Annotated in this window: 14 protein-coding genes; 10 read left to right on the top strand and 4 right to left on the bottom strand. The window is 65.3% G+C overall.

Annotated elements, in window-relative coordinates:
• Positions 1 to 26: 26 nt before the first annotated feature.
• Positions 27 to 638, top strand: coding sequence for an FMN-dependent NADH-azoreductase (locus C8N35_RS19365; protein WP_107991368.1), 612 nt, complete (start codon positions 27 to 29; stop codon positions 636 to 638).
• A 590-nt stretch (positions 639 to 1228) separates the two neighbouring features.
• Positions 1229 to 2266, top strand: a complete 1038-nt coding sequence (locus C8N35_RS19360; RefSeq protein ID WP_170122179.1) for a DUF2336 domain-containing protein — start codon at positions 1229 to 1231, stop codon at positions 2264 to 2266.
• Between the two features lie 289 nt (positions 2267 to 2555).
• On the opposite strand, the gene C8N35_RS19355 is transcribed toward C8N35_RS19360, so the two are convergent.
• The 3 genes from C8N35_RS19355 to C8N35_RS19345 form a co-directional block, all read right to left on the bottom strand.
• Positions 2556 to 3740 carry an osmoprotectant NAGGN system M42 family peptidase gene (locus tag C8N35_RS19355; RefSeq protein WP_107991366.1) on the bottom strand — a complete coding sequence of 395 codons (1185 nt, stop codon included), beginning with the start codon at positions 3738 to 3740 and terminating at the stop codon, positions 2556 to 2558.
• Between the two features lie 326 nt (positions 3741 to 4066).
• Entirely contained in the window at positions 4067 to 5848 is a 1782-nt protein-coding gene (gene ngg, locus C8N35_RS19350) for an N-acetylglutaminylglutamine synthetase (RefSeq protein WP_107991365.1), read from the bottom strand.
• 4 nt (positions 5849 to 5852) lie between these two features.
• Positions 5853 to 7628, bottom strand: coding sequence for an N-acetylglutaminylglutamine amidotransferase (locus tag C8N35_RS19345; protein WP_107991364.1), 1776 nt, complete (start codon positions 7626 to 7628; stop codon positions 5853 to 5855).
• Between the two features lie 87 nt (positions 7629 to 7715).
• Here C8N35_RS19345 and C8N35_RS19340 point away from each other — a divergent pair, with 87 nt between their 5' ends.
• From C8N35_RS19340 to C8N35_RS19310, 8 genes are all read left to right on the top strand, one after another.
• Positions 7716 to 8294, top strand: a complete 579-nt coding sequence (locus C8N35_RS19340; RefSeq protein ID WP_245926866.1) for a MarR family winged helix-turn-helix transcriptional regulator — start codon at positions 7716 to 7718, stop codon at positions 8292 to 8294.
• 207 nt (positions 8295 to 8501) lie between these two features.
• Positions 8502 to 8672: a hypothetical protein gene (locus C8N35_RS23940; RefSeq protein WP_170122178.1), complete on the top strand. Its 171-nt coding sequence runs from the start codon at positions 8502 to 8504 to the stop codon at positions 8670 to 8672.
• 72 nt (positions 8673 to 8744) lie between these two features.
• Positions 8745 to 10196, top strand: coding sequence for a radical SAM/SPASM domain-containing protein (locus C8N35_RS19335; protein WP_170122177.1), 1452 nt, complete (start codon positions 8745 to 8747; stop codon positions 10194 to 10196).
• 220 nt (positions 10197 to 10416) lie between these two features.
• Positions 10417 to 10827, top strand: a complete 411-nt coding sequence (gene arsC, locus C8N35_RS19330; protein ID WP_107991362.1) for an arsenate reductase (glutaredoxin) — start codon at positions 10417 to 10419, stop codon at positions 10825 to 10827.
• A 348-nt stretch (positions 10828 to 11175) separates the two neighbouring features.
• On the top strand, positions 11176 to 11787 hold the full coding sequence (locus tag C8N35_RS19325; protein ID WP_107991361.1) for a HupE/UreJ family protein: 612 nt from the start codon (positions 11176 to 11178) through the stop codon (positions 11785 to 11787).
• Positions 11788 to 11793: 6 nt separating this feature from the next.
• Complete coding sequence (locus C8N35_RS19320; RefSeq protein WP_107991360.1) at positions 11794 to 12597, top strand: hypothetical protein; 804 nt, start codon at positions 11794 to 11796, stop codon at positions 12595 to 12597.
• A gap of 14 nt (positions 12598 to 12611) precedes the next feature.
• On the top strand, positions 12612 to 13214 hold the full coding sequence (locus tag C8N35_RS19315; RefSeq protein ID WP_170122176.1) for a DUF1007 family protein: 603 nt from the start codon (positions 12612 to 12614) through the stop codon (positions 13212 to 13214).
• 96 nt (positions 13215 to 13310) lie between these two features.
• Positions 13311 to 14294 carry a zinc-dependent alcohol dehydrogenase family protein gene (locus C8N35_RS19310; RefSeq protein WP_107991405.1) on the top strand — a complete coding sequence of 328 codons (984 nt, stop codon included), beginning with the start codon at positions 13311 to 13313 and terminating at the stop codon, positions 14292 to 14294.
• A gap of 43 nt (positions 14295 to 14337) precedes the next feature.
• Here the strand turns inward: C8N35_RS19310 and C8N35_RS19305 are convergent, their stop codons facing one another.
• The gene (locus C8N35_RS19305) at positions 14338 to 14964 is read right to left on the bottom strand and encodes a LysE family translocator (protein WP_107991358.1); all 627 of its coding nucleotides are present in this window, start codon (positions 14962 to 14964) and stop codon (positions 14338 to 14340) included.
• Positions 14965 to 15101: the final 137 nt, after the last annotated feature.

Genomic DNA, 15101 nt, shown 5'->3' with positions numbered 1-15101 from the left:
GCAACCGGGTCAAACGGAAACGAGACATGTCCCTCACCATCCTGAAAGTCGACTCCTCCGCCCGCAGCGAAGGTTCCACCTCGCGCGATCTCACCAATCATCTCGTCGACGCCTTCAAGGCGAAGCACGACGATGTCACCACGATCTCGCGTGACGTCGCTGTCGGCCTGCCGGTCGTCAACCAGGGCTGGATCGCCGCCAACTTCACCGATCCGGCCGAGCGCACTGATGAGCACAAGGCCGCGCTGGCGCTTTCCGATACGCTGATTGGCGAATTGCGGGCCGCCGACGCGGTGGTCATCGGCGTGCCGGTCTACAATTTCGGCGTGCCGGCCGCGTTGAAGGCCTGGGTCGATCTCGTCTGCCGCGCGCGCGAAACCTTCCGCTACACCGAAGCCGGTCCGGAAGGCCTGCTGACCGGCAAGAAGGCCTATCTGGTCGTGTCGTCGGCCGGCGTGCCCGTGGAGTCCGAGGTCGATTTCGCGACCCGTTACATGCGTCACATGCTGGCATTCGTCGGCATCACCGACGTGACCGTCATCGCCGCCGGTGAGCAGATGTTCCGGGTGGAAGAGGCTCTGGAAGCCGCGCGCAAGCAGATCACCGTCAGCGTGGAAAGCTTCTCGCGCGCCGCCTGAGGGCGCGGCGGCCGGTTTCCGCCAGACCGTTTCCGCCCGAGCGGACGACGAAACGAAAACGGGGCGCCCCACTTGGCGGGGCGCCCCGAAACTCAACTTAACATCCGACTTGAGAAGAACTCATCAGGCCACTACAGGACGCCCACAACGATCGCGACGACGAACGTTAACGCGGCGCACACGATGATAAGGCCGAGACTGCGGTCCAGAGTCATTCCAATGCCTCCCTTTCGGACTGCCGATAAGTCTCAAGAGTAGGTATGGAAACGGCCGTTGAGAAGCACAAATGATATTGCTGTGCAGCAACTCAGGCGGAAAAAATTTCCAACGGCGTCAATAACTGTCCCGATTCAATGCATTATAAAAAGTGTCGCAGCCCGGGATGATTTCTTGCGGGAAAGGTCGAAACGGGCCCGCATTTCGCCTTTCGGCGTTAATCCTTCCTGAAGCCATAGGCGTTAGCCTGATGCTCCGGGATGTATCCTCGTTTGCGTCTCTGGTATCCGCCGACGTTGCGCGGGACGAGAGGTTACGTTCAGTCATGTAGCTGATACGGATTGGGAATGCAGGCTTTTGAGCGTTTGACCGCGATGGCTAGCAGCGGTGACGAGATCGATCGCAACGCGCTGATCGATGTTCTCACCGACCTTTTCCTCGCTGTGGAAGGGGCCAAGGCGGAGCAGCTTGCCCAGGTCTTCGGCAATGTCGTGCTGGGTTTCTTCAGCCGGCTGGAGGATTCCGCGCGGCTGGAACTGGCGGAGCGCCTGGGCGACCACCAGCTATTGCCGCGCGAACTGGCACTGCGGCTGGCCGAAGACGAGATCATCGAAATCGCCGCGCGCATTCTCGAAGCCTCGCCGGTGCTGCACACCGAAGACCTTGTGGATCTGGCAGAACGAAAGTCCCAGGATCACCTGAAGGCACTGGCCGCGCGGCTCAATCTGACAGCGCCGGTCACCGATATTCTTGTCCGCCGCGGTACGAACGACGTGCTGCGTGCGGTGAGCGACAACCGCTCCGCCTCGCTGTCCAGCGACAGTTTCGATACGCTCGTGGCGAAGTCGCGCAAGGACGAGGAATTGCAGGAATCGCTGGTGCGCCGCCACGATCTGCCGCCCGATCCCGCGCGCCGGCTGATCCCCTTCCTGTCGCGCCAGATCCGTGAGCGGCTCGACAGCATCGCCGGCCATCCGCGCCTGATCCAGCTTCTGACCCAGTGCATGGCCGACGAGGTCAAGGCGCAACTGCGCGAACTCGGCGCCTCCCAGACGCAAACCGAAAGCGCCATCAACGCCGTCACCTCCGGCGAGGCGACGCTGGACGAGGTCGCGATCTTTTTCGCCAAGAACGACAAGCCGGTCGATCTGGCGCTGCTGTTCTCGCGGGTCGGCAACGTCGCGGAGACGGTGACGACGCGTCTCATGCTCAAGGGTGACGACGCGCCGCTGGTGCTGTTATGCCGGGCGCTGGAGCTTTCGCCGGCGGCCTTTGCGCAGATCGTCAAGATGCGCTCGCGCCGCCTGCGTCTGACCGGCCAACAGGCCCAGCACAGCCTCGCGCGCTACGAGGAAATGACGCCGGAAAAGGCCCGTGCCATTCTCTCCGGCGGCCACAAGGCGGCCGAGTAGGCGCGGCTTCCCGCAGCCCCGTCGCGAGGCTCTCCCGTCATTCCGCCTCCTTTATGTCATCTCTGCGCCCTCCGTCGTCATCCCTGCCGTGCTCCATCGTCACAGATGACGGTCGCAATGGCACGCAAGACGCGCTTGTGCCCGAGCCGGGAGATCACGGCATGGATTGCCGGTCGGGGCCGGCAATGACGGGGGGAGAGTGTGGCCGGGATAGTGCAATTCCATCCCCGTACCATCCTCGTCGTCTCGTGGAATGCGCCGAGCGCGCCCGCAGGCGGTTCGAGCCCCTCTACTCCTCCGCCTCGTATTCGCTTTCCACCGTCTCCGGTTCATCGATCTCGGGCGTCAGGTATTGTTCCGCCTTGTTCATTGGCTGACGGGTGAAGCCCTTGAGGTCCGCGTGTTCCTTGGCATCGCGGCGGATGGCGATCGGGCTCTCGGCGAAGCAGCAGGTCAGCTCAACCAGCGAGCGCAGCGCGTGAAAATGGATGCGTTCGTAGCCGTGGCTGGCATCCACGCCGAAGGTCATCAGCGCCGTGCGCACGTCCGCGCCCGCCTCGATCGCGGAGGCCGCGTCGGAGCGGTAGTAGCGGAACACGTCCTTCTGGTAGCGGATGTCGTTGTCCCGGCACAGCTGCACCAGCTTGCGGGTGAGGTGGAAATCGAACGGGCCGCTCTGGTCGGCCATGGAAATGGTCGCGCCGAACTCGTCGGAATTCTGCCCCGGCGCGGTGGTGCCGTTGTCGATTGCGATCAGCGAGGCGATGTCGGGGGTAAGGATCGAGGACGCGCCGTGGCCGACCTCCTCGGCGATGGTGAAGATCCAGAAGATGTCGACCGGCGGCTTCTCGCCCGCCTCCACCAGCGCCTTGACCGCGGCCAGCATGATGGCGACGCCGGCCTTGTTGTCGAGGTGGCGGGAGACGATGAAGCCGTTGTCCATGAATTCCGGTTGCGGATCGATGGCGACGATATCGCCGACATCGATGCCCAGATGCTCCAGGTCGGCCTTGTTGCGGGCCAGCGCATCGACGCGCAGCTCGACATGCGTCCAGCCGATCGGCGCGGTATCCACTTCGTCGTTGAAGGTGTGGCCCGAGGCCTTGGGCGGCAGGATGGTGCCGCGATAGGTGCCCTGCTCGGTGAAGATCGTGGTGCGCGCGCCTTCCGCAAAGCGCGCGGACCAGTGGCCGATCGGCACCAGCTCCAGCCGGCCGTTGTCCTTGAGGTACTTCACCTGGGCGCCGAGCGTGTCGACATGGGAGACGAAGGCGCGCGCCGGCCGGCGGCTCTTGCCGGGCAGCACGGCGCGCACGGCCCCGCGCCGCGTCAGCTCATAGTCGAGCCCCAGCCGACCCAGCTCCTCGCAGACATGGCGGGCGATCGCGTCGGTGTATCCCGTCGGGCTCGGGATCGCGAGCAGGTCGCGCAACGTCTTGGCGAGATAATCCATATCGACGGCTAGCAGCGTCATGGCGATTGCGTTTCCTCTGGTTCCTGGTGCGTCACGATGGGGCAGGGGGGGCTGTGCAGTCGTGGATCGCCCGGCCCGCCCGCGTCTGGGTCGTTTCAATGATACTCTGAGCGTCATCCCGTGCGCGGTGTGGCACGTCAGTGCTGCCGTGCAGACACGGGATCTCGCTCGGCTTGTCTAGAGCCCGCACCGGGAGCCTGCACCGGGAGCCTGGCACAGGGCGGACACCATGCCTCGGTCCCGGATCTGCGAAGCAGCATTACATGCTGCATCGCGTCCGGGATGACGCCGGAGGGTGCTGCTTTCGACAGGCAACTTGCCTCTTTCTACTTCCTTCGCGCCTCGCGGCTTGCCTGCGGGATCGACAGCGGGAACAAGAGGTCGACGAAGCGTTCCGCCGTGGGCTGCGGCTCGTGATTGGCGAGCCCCGGCCGCTCGTTCGCCTCGATGAAACGATACTCGGGCAGGCGCGGGCTTTTCACCATCAAATCGATGCCCGTTACCGGGATCTCGATGGCCCGCGCCGCCTTGATGGCCGCTTCGATCAGAACGGGGTGTACCTCGCCGGTCACGTCGTGGATGGTGCCGCCGGTGTGCAGGTTGGCGGAGCGGCGCACGATCACTTCCCTGCCTTCCGCCAGCACCTCGTCCAGCGCATGGCCGGCGGCGGCGAGGCAGCGTTCGGTTTCCTCGTCCACGGGAATGGAGGATTCCCCCCCTGTCGCGGACTGCCGGCGCCGGCTCTGCGTGGCGATCAGTTCCGCGATGGTGGCATGGCCGTCGCCGACGACCAGCGGCGGCCGGCGCATGGCGGCGGCGACCACGCGGTAATCGATGACGACGAGGCGCAGGTCGCTGCCTTCGACGCATTCCTCCAGGATCACCCGGTCGCAGATCTTGCGCGCCGCCTCGATCGCGGCCGCGACCTCGTCCATGGTGGTCAGGTCGATGGCGACGCCACGCCCCTGTTCGCCACGCGCCGGCTTCACCACGACGGAGCCGTGCTCCTTCAGGAAGTCGCCCGCCGGTTTCACGTCGTTGTCAGCGCCGATCTCGAATTGCGCGGGCACCTGAACGCCGGCCCTTTCCACCACGCGGCGGGTGACGGCCTTGTCATCGCAGATGGAGACGGCGACGCCCGAGGTGAATTCCGACAGCGATTCCCGACAATGGACCGAGCGGCCTCCATAGGTCAGGCGGAAGAAGCCGCCCTCCGCGTCGGTCACCTCCACGTGGATGCCGCGCCGGCGCGCCTCGTTGACGATGATCTGACCGTAGGGATTCAGTTTCTCGTCTGTGGCGGGGCCTGCGTAGAACTTCTCGTTGATCGGGTTCTTGCGCTTGACGGTGAAGAAGGGCACGCGCTCGAAGCCGAGCTTTTCGTAAAGCGCGATGGCCTGTTCGTTGTCGTGCATGACCGAGAGATCGAGGAACGCGCAGCCGCGGGCCTGGAACTGCTCGATCAGGTGACGCACCAGCACCTCGCCAATGCCGCCGTGGCGTGCCTGCGGGGCCACCGCCAGGCACCACAGCGAGGAGCCGTTGGTCGGATCGCCGAAGGCGTGGCGGTGGTCGATGCCATAGACCGTGCCGATGATCTCGTCGGTTTCCGCATCCTCCGCCACCAGCACGGTGATGGCCTGGGCCGAACGCTTCGACCAGAAGAACTCCGGCGGCACGGTCACCATGCCGCGCGTCTGGTAGATGACATTGACGGCCTGGGCGTCGGCCTCGGTCGCCAGCCGGCGGACGTGGAAGCCCTTGTGGCCGCGCCGGGCCGGGCGATAGGTGGCGAGGTTGACGCGGTAGGTGTGGGAGGGATCGAGAAACAGCTCCTGCGGCGCGCACGACAAGAGCACATGCGGATCGCGCACGTAAAAGGCGATGTCGCGCCGGTCCGGGCCTTCCTCGCGCAAGGTGGCGGCAAGCTGCTGCGGGTCCTCGAAGGTCTCGGCGAAGATCAGCCGCCCCCAGCCGCAATCGATGGAGGCGTTCTTGCGCGTTTCGGTCGTCTCCAGCGGTGGTTTCAGCCCCTGGTCGCGCATGCGGCGCAGCCGGTGATCGTACGACGCCTTGGCCCGGCGCCGCGATTTCTCCTGCTCGCTCATGCTCTCAAACCCCCTGCGATTGCAGCCACATCTCCAGAATGGCCACCTGCCACAATTCCGATCCGCGAAGCCTGGTGATGTGCTCCGTGGGGTTGGCGAAGAGCGCGTCCAGATAGCTCTGCCGGAACAGTCCTCGCGCGCGCGCCTTGTCGTTGGTGAGCGCGTCGCGCACCATGTCGAGATAGGGCCCCTGGATGTATTTCAGCGCCGGAACGGGGAAATAGCCCTTCGGCCGGTCGATGACGTCGGCGGGTACCACCTTGCGCGCGGCTTCCTTCAGCACCCCCTTGCCGCCCTGGTCGAGCTTGAATTGCGCCGGAATGCGGCCGGCAAGCTCCACCAGTTCGTGGTCGAGGAAGGGCACGCGCGCCTCCAGCCCCCAGGCCATGGTCATGTTGTCGACGCGCTTGACCGGATCGTCCACCAGCATGACGTTGGTGTCGAGCCTCAGCGCCTTGTCGACCGGATCGTCCGCGCCCGCTTGTGCGAAATGCGCCTCCACGAAGGCGAGGCTCTCGTCGCGGTTGGCCATCGCGTGCGGCTGCAGGTGGGTGGCGAGCTGCTCGTGCGTGCGGTCGAAGAACGCGTCGCGGTAGGCCGAGACCGGATCGGCCGCCCCCTGCATTGGCGGATACCAGTGATAGCCGCCGAAAACCTCGTCCGCGCCCTGGCCCGACTGCACCACCTTGATGTGCCTGGAGACCTCGCGCGAGAGCAGGAAGAAGCCGATATTGTCGTAAGACACCATCGGCTCCGACATCGCGGCGATGGCATGGGGCAGGTTCTCCATCATCTCCGAGGACTTGATGAAGATCTTGTTGTGCTTGGTGCCGAAGTGCTTGGCGATGAGGTCGGAATAGACGAACTCGTCGCCCTTTTCGCCGTGCGCCTCCTCAAAGCCGATGGAGAAGGTGGTGAGCCCCTTCTGACCGGCCTCCGCCAGCAGGCCGACGATCATGGATGAGTCCACGCCGCCCGACAAAAGCACGCCGACCGGCACGTCGGCGACCATGCGGCGGTCGACGGAAAGGCGCAGCGCGTCGAGCACCATGTCGCGCCAGTCCTCGGCGGAGCGGCGCATGTCCTCCTCGGAGCGTTCGAACACCGGCTTCCAGTAGGTGGTGTCCGAGTGCGATCCATCCGGCTCGATCACGCGGATGGTGGCCGCTGGCAGCTTGCGCACGCCCTTCAGGATCGTGCGCGGCGCGGGCACCACGGCGTGCCATGTCATGTAGTGGTGCAGCGCGACGGGATCGATGTCAGTTTCCACATCACCGGCCGCCAGCAGGGCAGGGAGCGTGGAGGCAAACCGCAGGCTCTTGGCCGTCTCCGCCAGATAAAGCGGCTTGATGCCGAAGCGGTCGCGCACCAGGATCACCCGGCCGCTGTCGCGCTCGTGGATGGCGAAGGCGAACATGCCGTGCAGCTTGCGGATCGCGTCCGCGCCCCATTCGGCCCAGGCCTTGAGGATGACCTCCGTGTCGCCGGTGGAGGCGAAGACGTGGCCCCTGGCCTGCAGGTCGCGGCGCAGCTCCTCGTAATTGTAGATGCAGCCGTTGAAGGCGATGGTCAGGCCGAGACCGGTATCGACGAAGGGCTGGGCCGCCTTTTCCGACAGGTCGATGATCTTCAGCCGGCGGTGGCCGAGCCCCACGGGCCCGCGCGTCACGATGCCTGCGCCGTTCGGCCCGCGTGGGGCCATGGCGTCGGTCATGCGTTCCACACGGGACGCGGATGCCGGGGCACCGTCGAAGTTCATCTCGCCGCAAAGTCCGCACATGGCTGGTCAGGCACCTCTCGATTTCATTTGACGCGATATAGTTAGAGGCATATCGATTAGAGTTCAAACAATATGTGGAATTCGCTCTTGGCAACGCTCCGCGACACGAACCCGCAAGCTCCGCGCGCCGGCATGGCCGGGAAGGATCGCACCGATTTGTCCCCAGAATTGCCCGCCGACATGCGCCCCGATTTTCCCGATGAGGCGGCCGGCGTGTTCAAGTCCATCCGCCGCATCGTGCGCTCCATAGACCTGCGCTCGCGCGAGGTTGCGCGGGCGGTGGGGTTGACGATCCCGCAGATCGTCGTGCTGCAGGCGGCGCACGACATGGGCGAGGTGACGACGCGGGCGATTTCGGAGCGTTCGGACCTGAGTTCCGCCACGGTGGTCACCATTCTGGACAAGCTGGAGGCGAAGGGGCTGGTGGAGCGTTACCGCTCCTCAGACGATCGCCGCATCGTGCATACACGCGTAACGGAACGCGGCCGCGAGGTACTTGGTTCCGCGCCGCCGATGCTGCACGACGACTTCCGCCAGCGCTTCGCCGCCCTGCCGCCGGAAAAGCGCGCGGCTCTGCTGGCCGCGATGAAGCAGGTGGCCGACATGATGGACACAAAGGGCTTCGACGCCGCCTCGATGCTGGTGGTGGGCGAGAGGTTGGGGTAGGCGGGCCTGGCGGTGGCGGCTTGTCCGACGTGAATGGCCGTAGCGAAACCAGTACGATGACCGCTCGGACGCAGCCGCCTGACGCAACAGAACGTAAATATATCCGAGATGGCGTAGTTTTTATTTTGCAATGATCTGAATCAATAACGATTGAGCTGCGTTCATATTATATTTTTTCTGTATATTACCCTAGGTAAGGATAATGTCATGGATAAGAAGCAGCTTGATTCATTAAAGATCGCACTTAAGGAAGCCAAGATCGATGAACTGCTCATCGACCGGTTCATCGATGGCGCGCTGCGTACCTGTAACGAGGCCTGCTGGTCGGGCTGTGCCGCGTGCTGCTCGTCGGGAACGGCGAACCGTCTCGCACAGTAACGATGCGGGATGCTCCTGTGCGTGCTTCGGTACGTGCAGGAGTATCCGTTTCCTGCCGCATGGGAGAATCCGATGGAACTGGTACCCGAAAGTCGGTTCGGTGCGCTTCATACGGGACTGAGACTGAAGAACGACATTGATCGCTCTGTCCTGATCACCAGACCCTCACCGTTGACGAACCGTTCCTACATCTGTCGCCGCCTGCCCCCGGGAGAGGCAATCGTGCTCAGTCTGTTCAACGGCCGCAGGCGTGTTGCTGACGTTATTGATCTCTGGGCCGTCATCACGGACACGGACCGCCCCAACGCGGCAGGACAGGTACAGGCCCTCCTTGATTTCTACACCACCGGCGAGCGCCAGGCGGAGGATATCTTTCGTCTGAGTGATGAACCGATCGACGATGCGGTCGACTACGAGCCATCAGATTTCATCATGGATGCGCGCACCGTCAATCTGACCGAGCGCCGGCTTCGCATTCCCTGCAACGTTTATTATCTGACCACGCTCTATTGCCCGCAGGATTGTGTCTATTGCTATGCTAAAGTGCGCAAGGACCGCGAGGCCAATCTGCTGCCGGTGGAGCGTGTCGAGGAAATTGTCCATGAACTCGCGTCGCTGGGTGTCGAGTCGCTTCAGTTTTCCGGTGGCGACGCTCTTGCCCGGCCGGGCATCTTTCGCATAATCCGTTCTGTCTACGAAGCTGGGATGGTGGCAGACATTCCGACCAAGATCGGCCTCGGACCACGCAAGGCGCGGATGTTGCGCGACATCGGCGTGGAAACCGTGCAGTTCAGCCTGGACTGCGTCGATCCGGAAACGATGGACTACATGGTCGGTGTCAGGGACTACCACCTCCGCGCCTTCCGGGCACTGCATCATCTGAGAGAAGCAGGGCTTCGCGTCCGCATCAACACGGTCGTGACGCCTCACAATGCGACCCTTGCGCGGGATTTGATCCGTTTCGCCGGCGAAATGGGTAACGTGTTCCGCCTGCAGTTTTCCGCTTACGGGAGATCGCTGTTTCGCCACAAGGATACGCTTTTCGCCACCGATGCGGACATCGCTCAGGTGGAACGAATGGCACTGGAGCTTCAGGAAGACTATCCGCACATGGATATTTCCGTTGGTGGCGGTGCGCTTGCGCCCGCGAGCGATCCGGAGCAACGAGAACTGGAATGGACGCGGCGCGCCTTCTGCACCGCAGATCGCGACAGCTTCGTGCTGCTGCCGGACGGTCGCGTTACAGTCTGCGAAGAACTCTACGATCATCCCGCCTTCATTATCGGTGATTTGCGCCGGCAGTCGGTGATGGAAATGTGGAACAGCGCGCTCGCCGAAGGGCTGTTGCATCCGATCCAGACGGATGTGCCGGACGGGCCTTGTGCCAATTGCGAGTATTTCTCCGAATGCAATGCCAATCGTGGTCGCTGCTGGCGAGACGTGCTGAAAAGCTACGGCTGGAACAAGCCGTTCTACCCCGATCCACGCTGCCCGCGTGCTCCACACGGTAACCGTTTAGGGTGAGAGAAATGGTCTGGCTCCCGACGAGGCGGCCAGGCCAGCCTTGAGCGTCGTTGCGATAGGGGGCCGTCGGGATGCAGTGTACTGCAGGTGGTCTTGTTCTTTACGCCGAGGTGACGCAATCTTCCGGCCAGTCCACAGGTTCCTTATCGCGAGAGGCTCCGGTCCCGGATGGCGACAGGGCCGATCGCAAAAACCTGTCTTCATGCCCGGAGCCTTCCCCATGTCCGTCACCATCTACCACAACCCCAAATGCGGCACGTCGCGCAATGTGCTGGCGATGATCCGGGAAAGCGGCGAGGAGCCGGAGGTCGTCGAATATCTGAAGACCCCGCCCTCGCGCGGGACGCTGGTGGGCCTCGTCAAGGCCATGGGCGTGCCCGTGCGCGCCGTCCTGCGCCAGAAGGGCACGCCCTATGACGAACTCGGCCTTGATGATCCGAAGTGGAGCGACGACGAGCTGATCGACTTCATGATGGAACACCCGATCCTCATCAACCGCCCGATCGTCGTGACGCCGAAGGGCGTGAAGCTGTGTCGGCCCTCGGAAGCCGTTTTGGAGCTTCTGGACAGCCCCGTGGCCGCCTTCACCAAGGAAGACGGCGAGGTTGTCGGGGCGAAGGGTGGGGCCTGAACGGCGCGCGCACCGGCCGCGACGCGTATGCGCCCTCGTCGCCCGGCACGGGGGCGGCCGCCTGTCGGTTCTGATGCCGCCGCGGTCCGTTCCTCTTGCCGCCGCCGCTCATATGTGGTCCTCGCCACAATCCGGACATAACGTTATAACATTACGGTTTCGGGGTTGCGACGTGAGACGCGGCAGGCCGTTCGGCCTTGCGGGCGCACATCGTTGTCGGAAACGCTGACCAGCCGGTCCCGGGGGGCCGGTCTGTGCTTTGTGTTGCCGGCGCATGTGCCCCATGAGGGCCCCGGGCCCTGCCGTCGTCGCTCCGCCTTCGGGCGGGGGCCGGAGAGGGAACTGCGCATGCGTCGAAGCAGGCTGAAGGGCGGGCACGTGCCCGCGAGCATCATCGCCCTGTCGGGGCTGGCTGTGCTGGGGCTCAGCGCTCCGGCCTCGGCCCATATCATCCAGGGCGGGGCGGGCGGCTTCACCAGCGGCTTTGAACATCCGCTCACCGGGGCCGATCATTTCCTCGCCATGTTCGCGGTCGGCCTGTGGGGTGCGCAGATGGGCGGGCGGCCGGTGTGGAGCCTGCCCGTCGCCTTTCCGCTGATCATGGTCGTTGGCGGCATCATGGGCATTCTCGGCGTGCCGATGATCGGCATCGAAACCGGCATCGCCCTGTCGATCCTGGCGCTGGGGCTGGCGATCGCCTTCGCCTGGCACCCGCCGGAATGGGGCGCGCTGGCGCTCATCGCGATCTTCGCCATCTGCCACGGCTACGCCCACGGCGCGGAACTGCCGCGCGCCGCCGATCCGGCCGACTATGCCATCGGCTTCGTGCTGGCCACAGGCACCATCCATCTGATCGGCATCGGCGTCGGGCTCGGGCTCCAGCGCATTCACGAAGGCCGGTTTTCGCGGGTGCTGGGCGCGGCGATCGCGCTCGGCGGCTGCTATTTCCTGGTGACATGAGGTGACATGACCGCCGCGCTCAGCACAAAGGCCCGATGGATCGGCCCGGCGCTCGCGTTCGCCGGCGTGGCCGCGATCCTCGTTGTCGTCTTCGCCCTTCCCGCGCGCTCGCTGCTCGACTGGTGGATCCTCACCACCGTGCTGGCGCCGCAGCAGGTGTTGCCGCTTATCGGGCTCGCCATTGCGCTCGCCCTTGCCGGGCGGGGCGTTCTGGTTGGCGGGCTTGTGGCCTTCGCGCTCGGGCTCACCGGCGGCCTTGCGGGCGAGGCGGTGCTGCTGGGCTTTGCCGGCGGCCTGCCGGATCCCGCTGGCCTCATCACCCCGGCGGCGTCCATCGTCGTCGGTCTGGGACTGCTCGGCCCGCGCGTTCTTCGCGCGGGACTGGTGCCTGTCGCGGCGCTGATCGCGGGCGGGCTGTGTGGGCTCTTTCTGCGCCTTAGCGATCCGAGCCTGCGCGATCCGGCCTTCCCCATTGCCGGCGCGGCGGTGGTTTGCTGGATCGTGCTCGCCGTTATGCTGACGCTTCGGGTGCTGCGGCGGCGCTGGTTCGATGTGGCGGGGCGGATTGCGGGAAGCTGGCTCGTCGCCATCGGCCTCATGCATGGCGGCGCGGTGATCGCCCGGGCGGTGCGGATGGAACAGATGCCGCCCGAGCCGCAGACGCAGCCCGTATCGCCCGCAGCCCGTCCGCCCGATCCCGCCGTGCCGCCGGGCGTCGATCCGGGCTCGTTCTTCCCGGATCCCGACACGGCCGACGCCCTGCCGGGGCCAGCCCGTCCGCGCGGTTTCGATCCCGCGCTTCAACCCTGAGGAGGATGTTCAAGGTGAAACGGCACATCGCGGCGCTTGGCGCTGTCATCGCTGTCCTTGGGGCGGGGGATGCGCCGGCTGCGGCCCATAGCGTGACCCAGCTCGTCTACCGTGTCGCCTTCCCGTTCTCCGGCACGCTGGTCAAGGCCGTGGATGAGGCCTGGACGCTGGACGAGGGTACCAGCGCGCAAATCTTCAAGACCTATGATCGAAATGGCGACGGCACGTTCGACAAGGCCGAAAGCATGGCCGCCGGCGCCGATATTATGGGCAATCTCGCCTCCAGCGGCTATCTGACGGCGATACGGGTGGGGGGGCGCTCGCCGGGCGTCCTGAAGCCGTTCGGCTTTCGTGCCTATGCGTCGGGGCCGATCGTCATCATCGCCTTCGGCCTGCGCCTACCGCAGCCGGTCGATCCGGCACGCACGCCGCTGACCGTCACGGTGCGCGATCCCGATTTCGTCATGGATGTGGAGCCGGCGCAGGACAAGCTGGCGATCGTGAAGGATGCTCCGGCAAAAGGTTGCGCGGCCGCGATCGCGCCGGGCCCGGCCGGCAGCTACCCGCGCTTCGCCGTTGCGCCGCAGGTGATCACGCTCAGTTGCCGGGCGCAGTGATCGTCCGTTGCGCCCGTGACGCACGGATGCCGCTTGCCTTGCGGTGCCCGAAGGTTTCCGATGTCCGTGCAACCGTATCGGGAAGAGGATATCGGCATGAAGGCGATGGTGCTGGAAAAGGTCGGCACGCCGCTGGTCGCAAGGCGGCGCGAGACACCGCAGCCCGGGCCCGGCGAGATCCTCGTCGCGGTCTCCGCCTGCGGCGTCTGCCGCACGGACCTGCATGTTGTCGACGGAGAATTGCCCGATGTGCCGGTGCCCATTGTGCCTGGGCACGAGGTGGTCGGCCGGGTGGCGGCGCTCGGGGCGGGGGTGGAAACGTTTTCGCCGGGTGCGCGCGTCGGCGTGCCGTGGCTGGGGCACACCTGCGGCGCGTGCCCCTATTGCGAGAGCGGGCGCGAAAACCTGTGCGATCATCCCGGCTTCACCGGCTACACGCGCGACGGCGGCTATGCCACGCATATCGTGGCCGATGCCGACTACTGTTTCGCGCTGCCCGATGGCTACACCGATGCGCAGGCCGCGCCGCTGCTGTGTGCCGGGCTCATCGGCTACCGCACGCTGAAGCTCGCCGGCCCCGCAAACGTCATCGGCATCTACGGCTTCGGCGCGGCCGCCCATATCGTCGCCCAGCTCGCGCGCCACGAGGGCCGCACCGTCCATGCGTTCACCCGGCCGGGAGATGCGGCCGCGCAGGATTTCGCGCGCTCAATGGGGGCGGCGTGGGCCGGCGGGTCGGACGAACCCGCGCCGGAACCGCTCGATGCGGCGCTGATCTTCGCTCCTGTCGGCGCGCTTATTCCCATGGCTTTGAAACAGGTGAAAAAAGGCGGGGTGGTGGTCTCGGGCGGCATCCACATGTCGGATATCCCGAGCTTTCCCTATCGCGACCTGTGGGAGGAACGCGTCATCCGCTCGGTCGCCAATCTCACGCGGGCCGATGCCGTGGAGTTCCTGGCGCTGGCGCCTGCGGCGGGTATCCGCACCGAGGTGACGGAATATCCGCTGGAAAGCGCCAACGAGGCGCTGGCCGATCTGCGCGAAGGCCGGCTGTCGGGGGCGGCGGTGCTGGTGATCTGAGTGGGCCGTACGCATTGCGCATGCGTCCACCCTCTTTCTCTTCCTACGCCGACACCCGCCGCATCGCGGCCGTCATCACCCCGGCGGCGATCAACACGCTGCCGCCGAGCCGGTTGATCGCCTTCAGCGTCGCCGGCCGGTTGACCTTCTCGCGCACGGCGGATGCGGCCAGCGCGTAGACGAGCGCGTTGACGATGGCGAGCACCACAAAAGTCACCCCCATCAGCACGAGCTGCGGGGCAACCGGCGCGCCGGGGGCGATGAAGTGCGGCAGAAAGGCGATGAAGAAGGCGATGCCCTTGGGGTTCAGCGCCGTCACGATCCAGGCATGCGCCAGGATGGTGCGGCTGTCCCGGGTCGCGGTCGCCACCGTTTCAAGCGGGGCGGGCGAGGTGCGCCACATCTTCCAGCCGAGCCAGATGAGGTAGGCGGCGCCCACCCATTTCAGAACGGTGAAGAGCATGGCGGAGGTCGCCAGCACGGCGCCGAGGCCGGCGAGCGACAGGGTCGCGGCCGTCGTGTCGCCAAGCGCGACGCCGGTAACGGAGGCGAGCGCCGTCCTGCGCCCCTGCGCCAGCGCGTAGGAGACCACCAGCATGATCGTCGGCCCCGGTATCGCCAGCACGATCACCGTTGCCACCAGATAGGCAGAATAGAGTTCCCACGTCATGATAGCCTCCCGAAGGATTGTTCCCCGAGCTTTCGACCTCGGCGATGGGCCGAAAAGACGGTCCGACGAAACCACTTGCGCCCTTCAGGCGTTGTGAACACGAAACCCGCGCGGCCCCGACAGGCTCTCGTATCAGG

Origin of the sequence: Breoghania corrubedonensis (assembly GCF_003053845.1) — a bacterium.
Lineage (GTDB): Bacteria > Pseudomonadota > Alphaproteobacteria > Rhizobiales > Stappiaceae > Breoghania > Breoghania corrubedonensis.
This window is presented reverse-complemented; position numbering and strand designations above follow the sequence as displayed.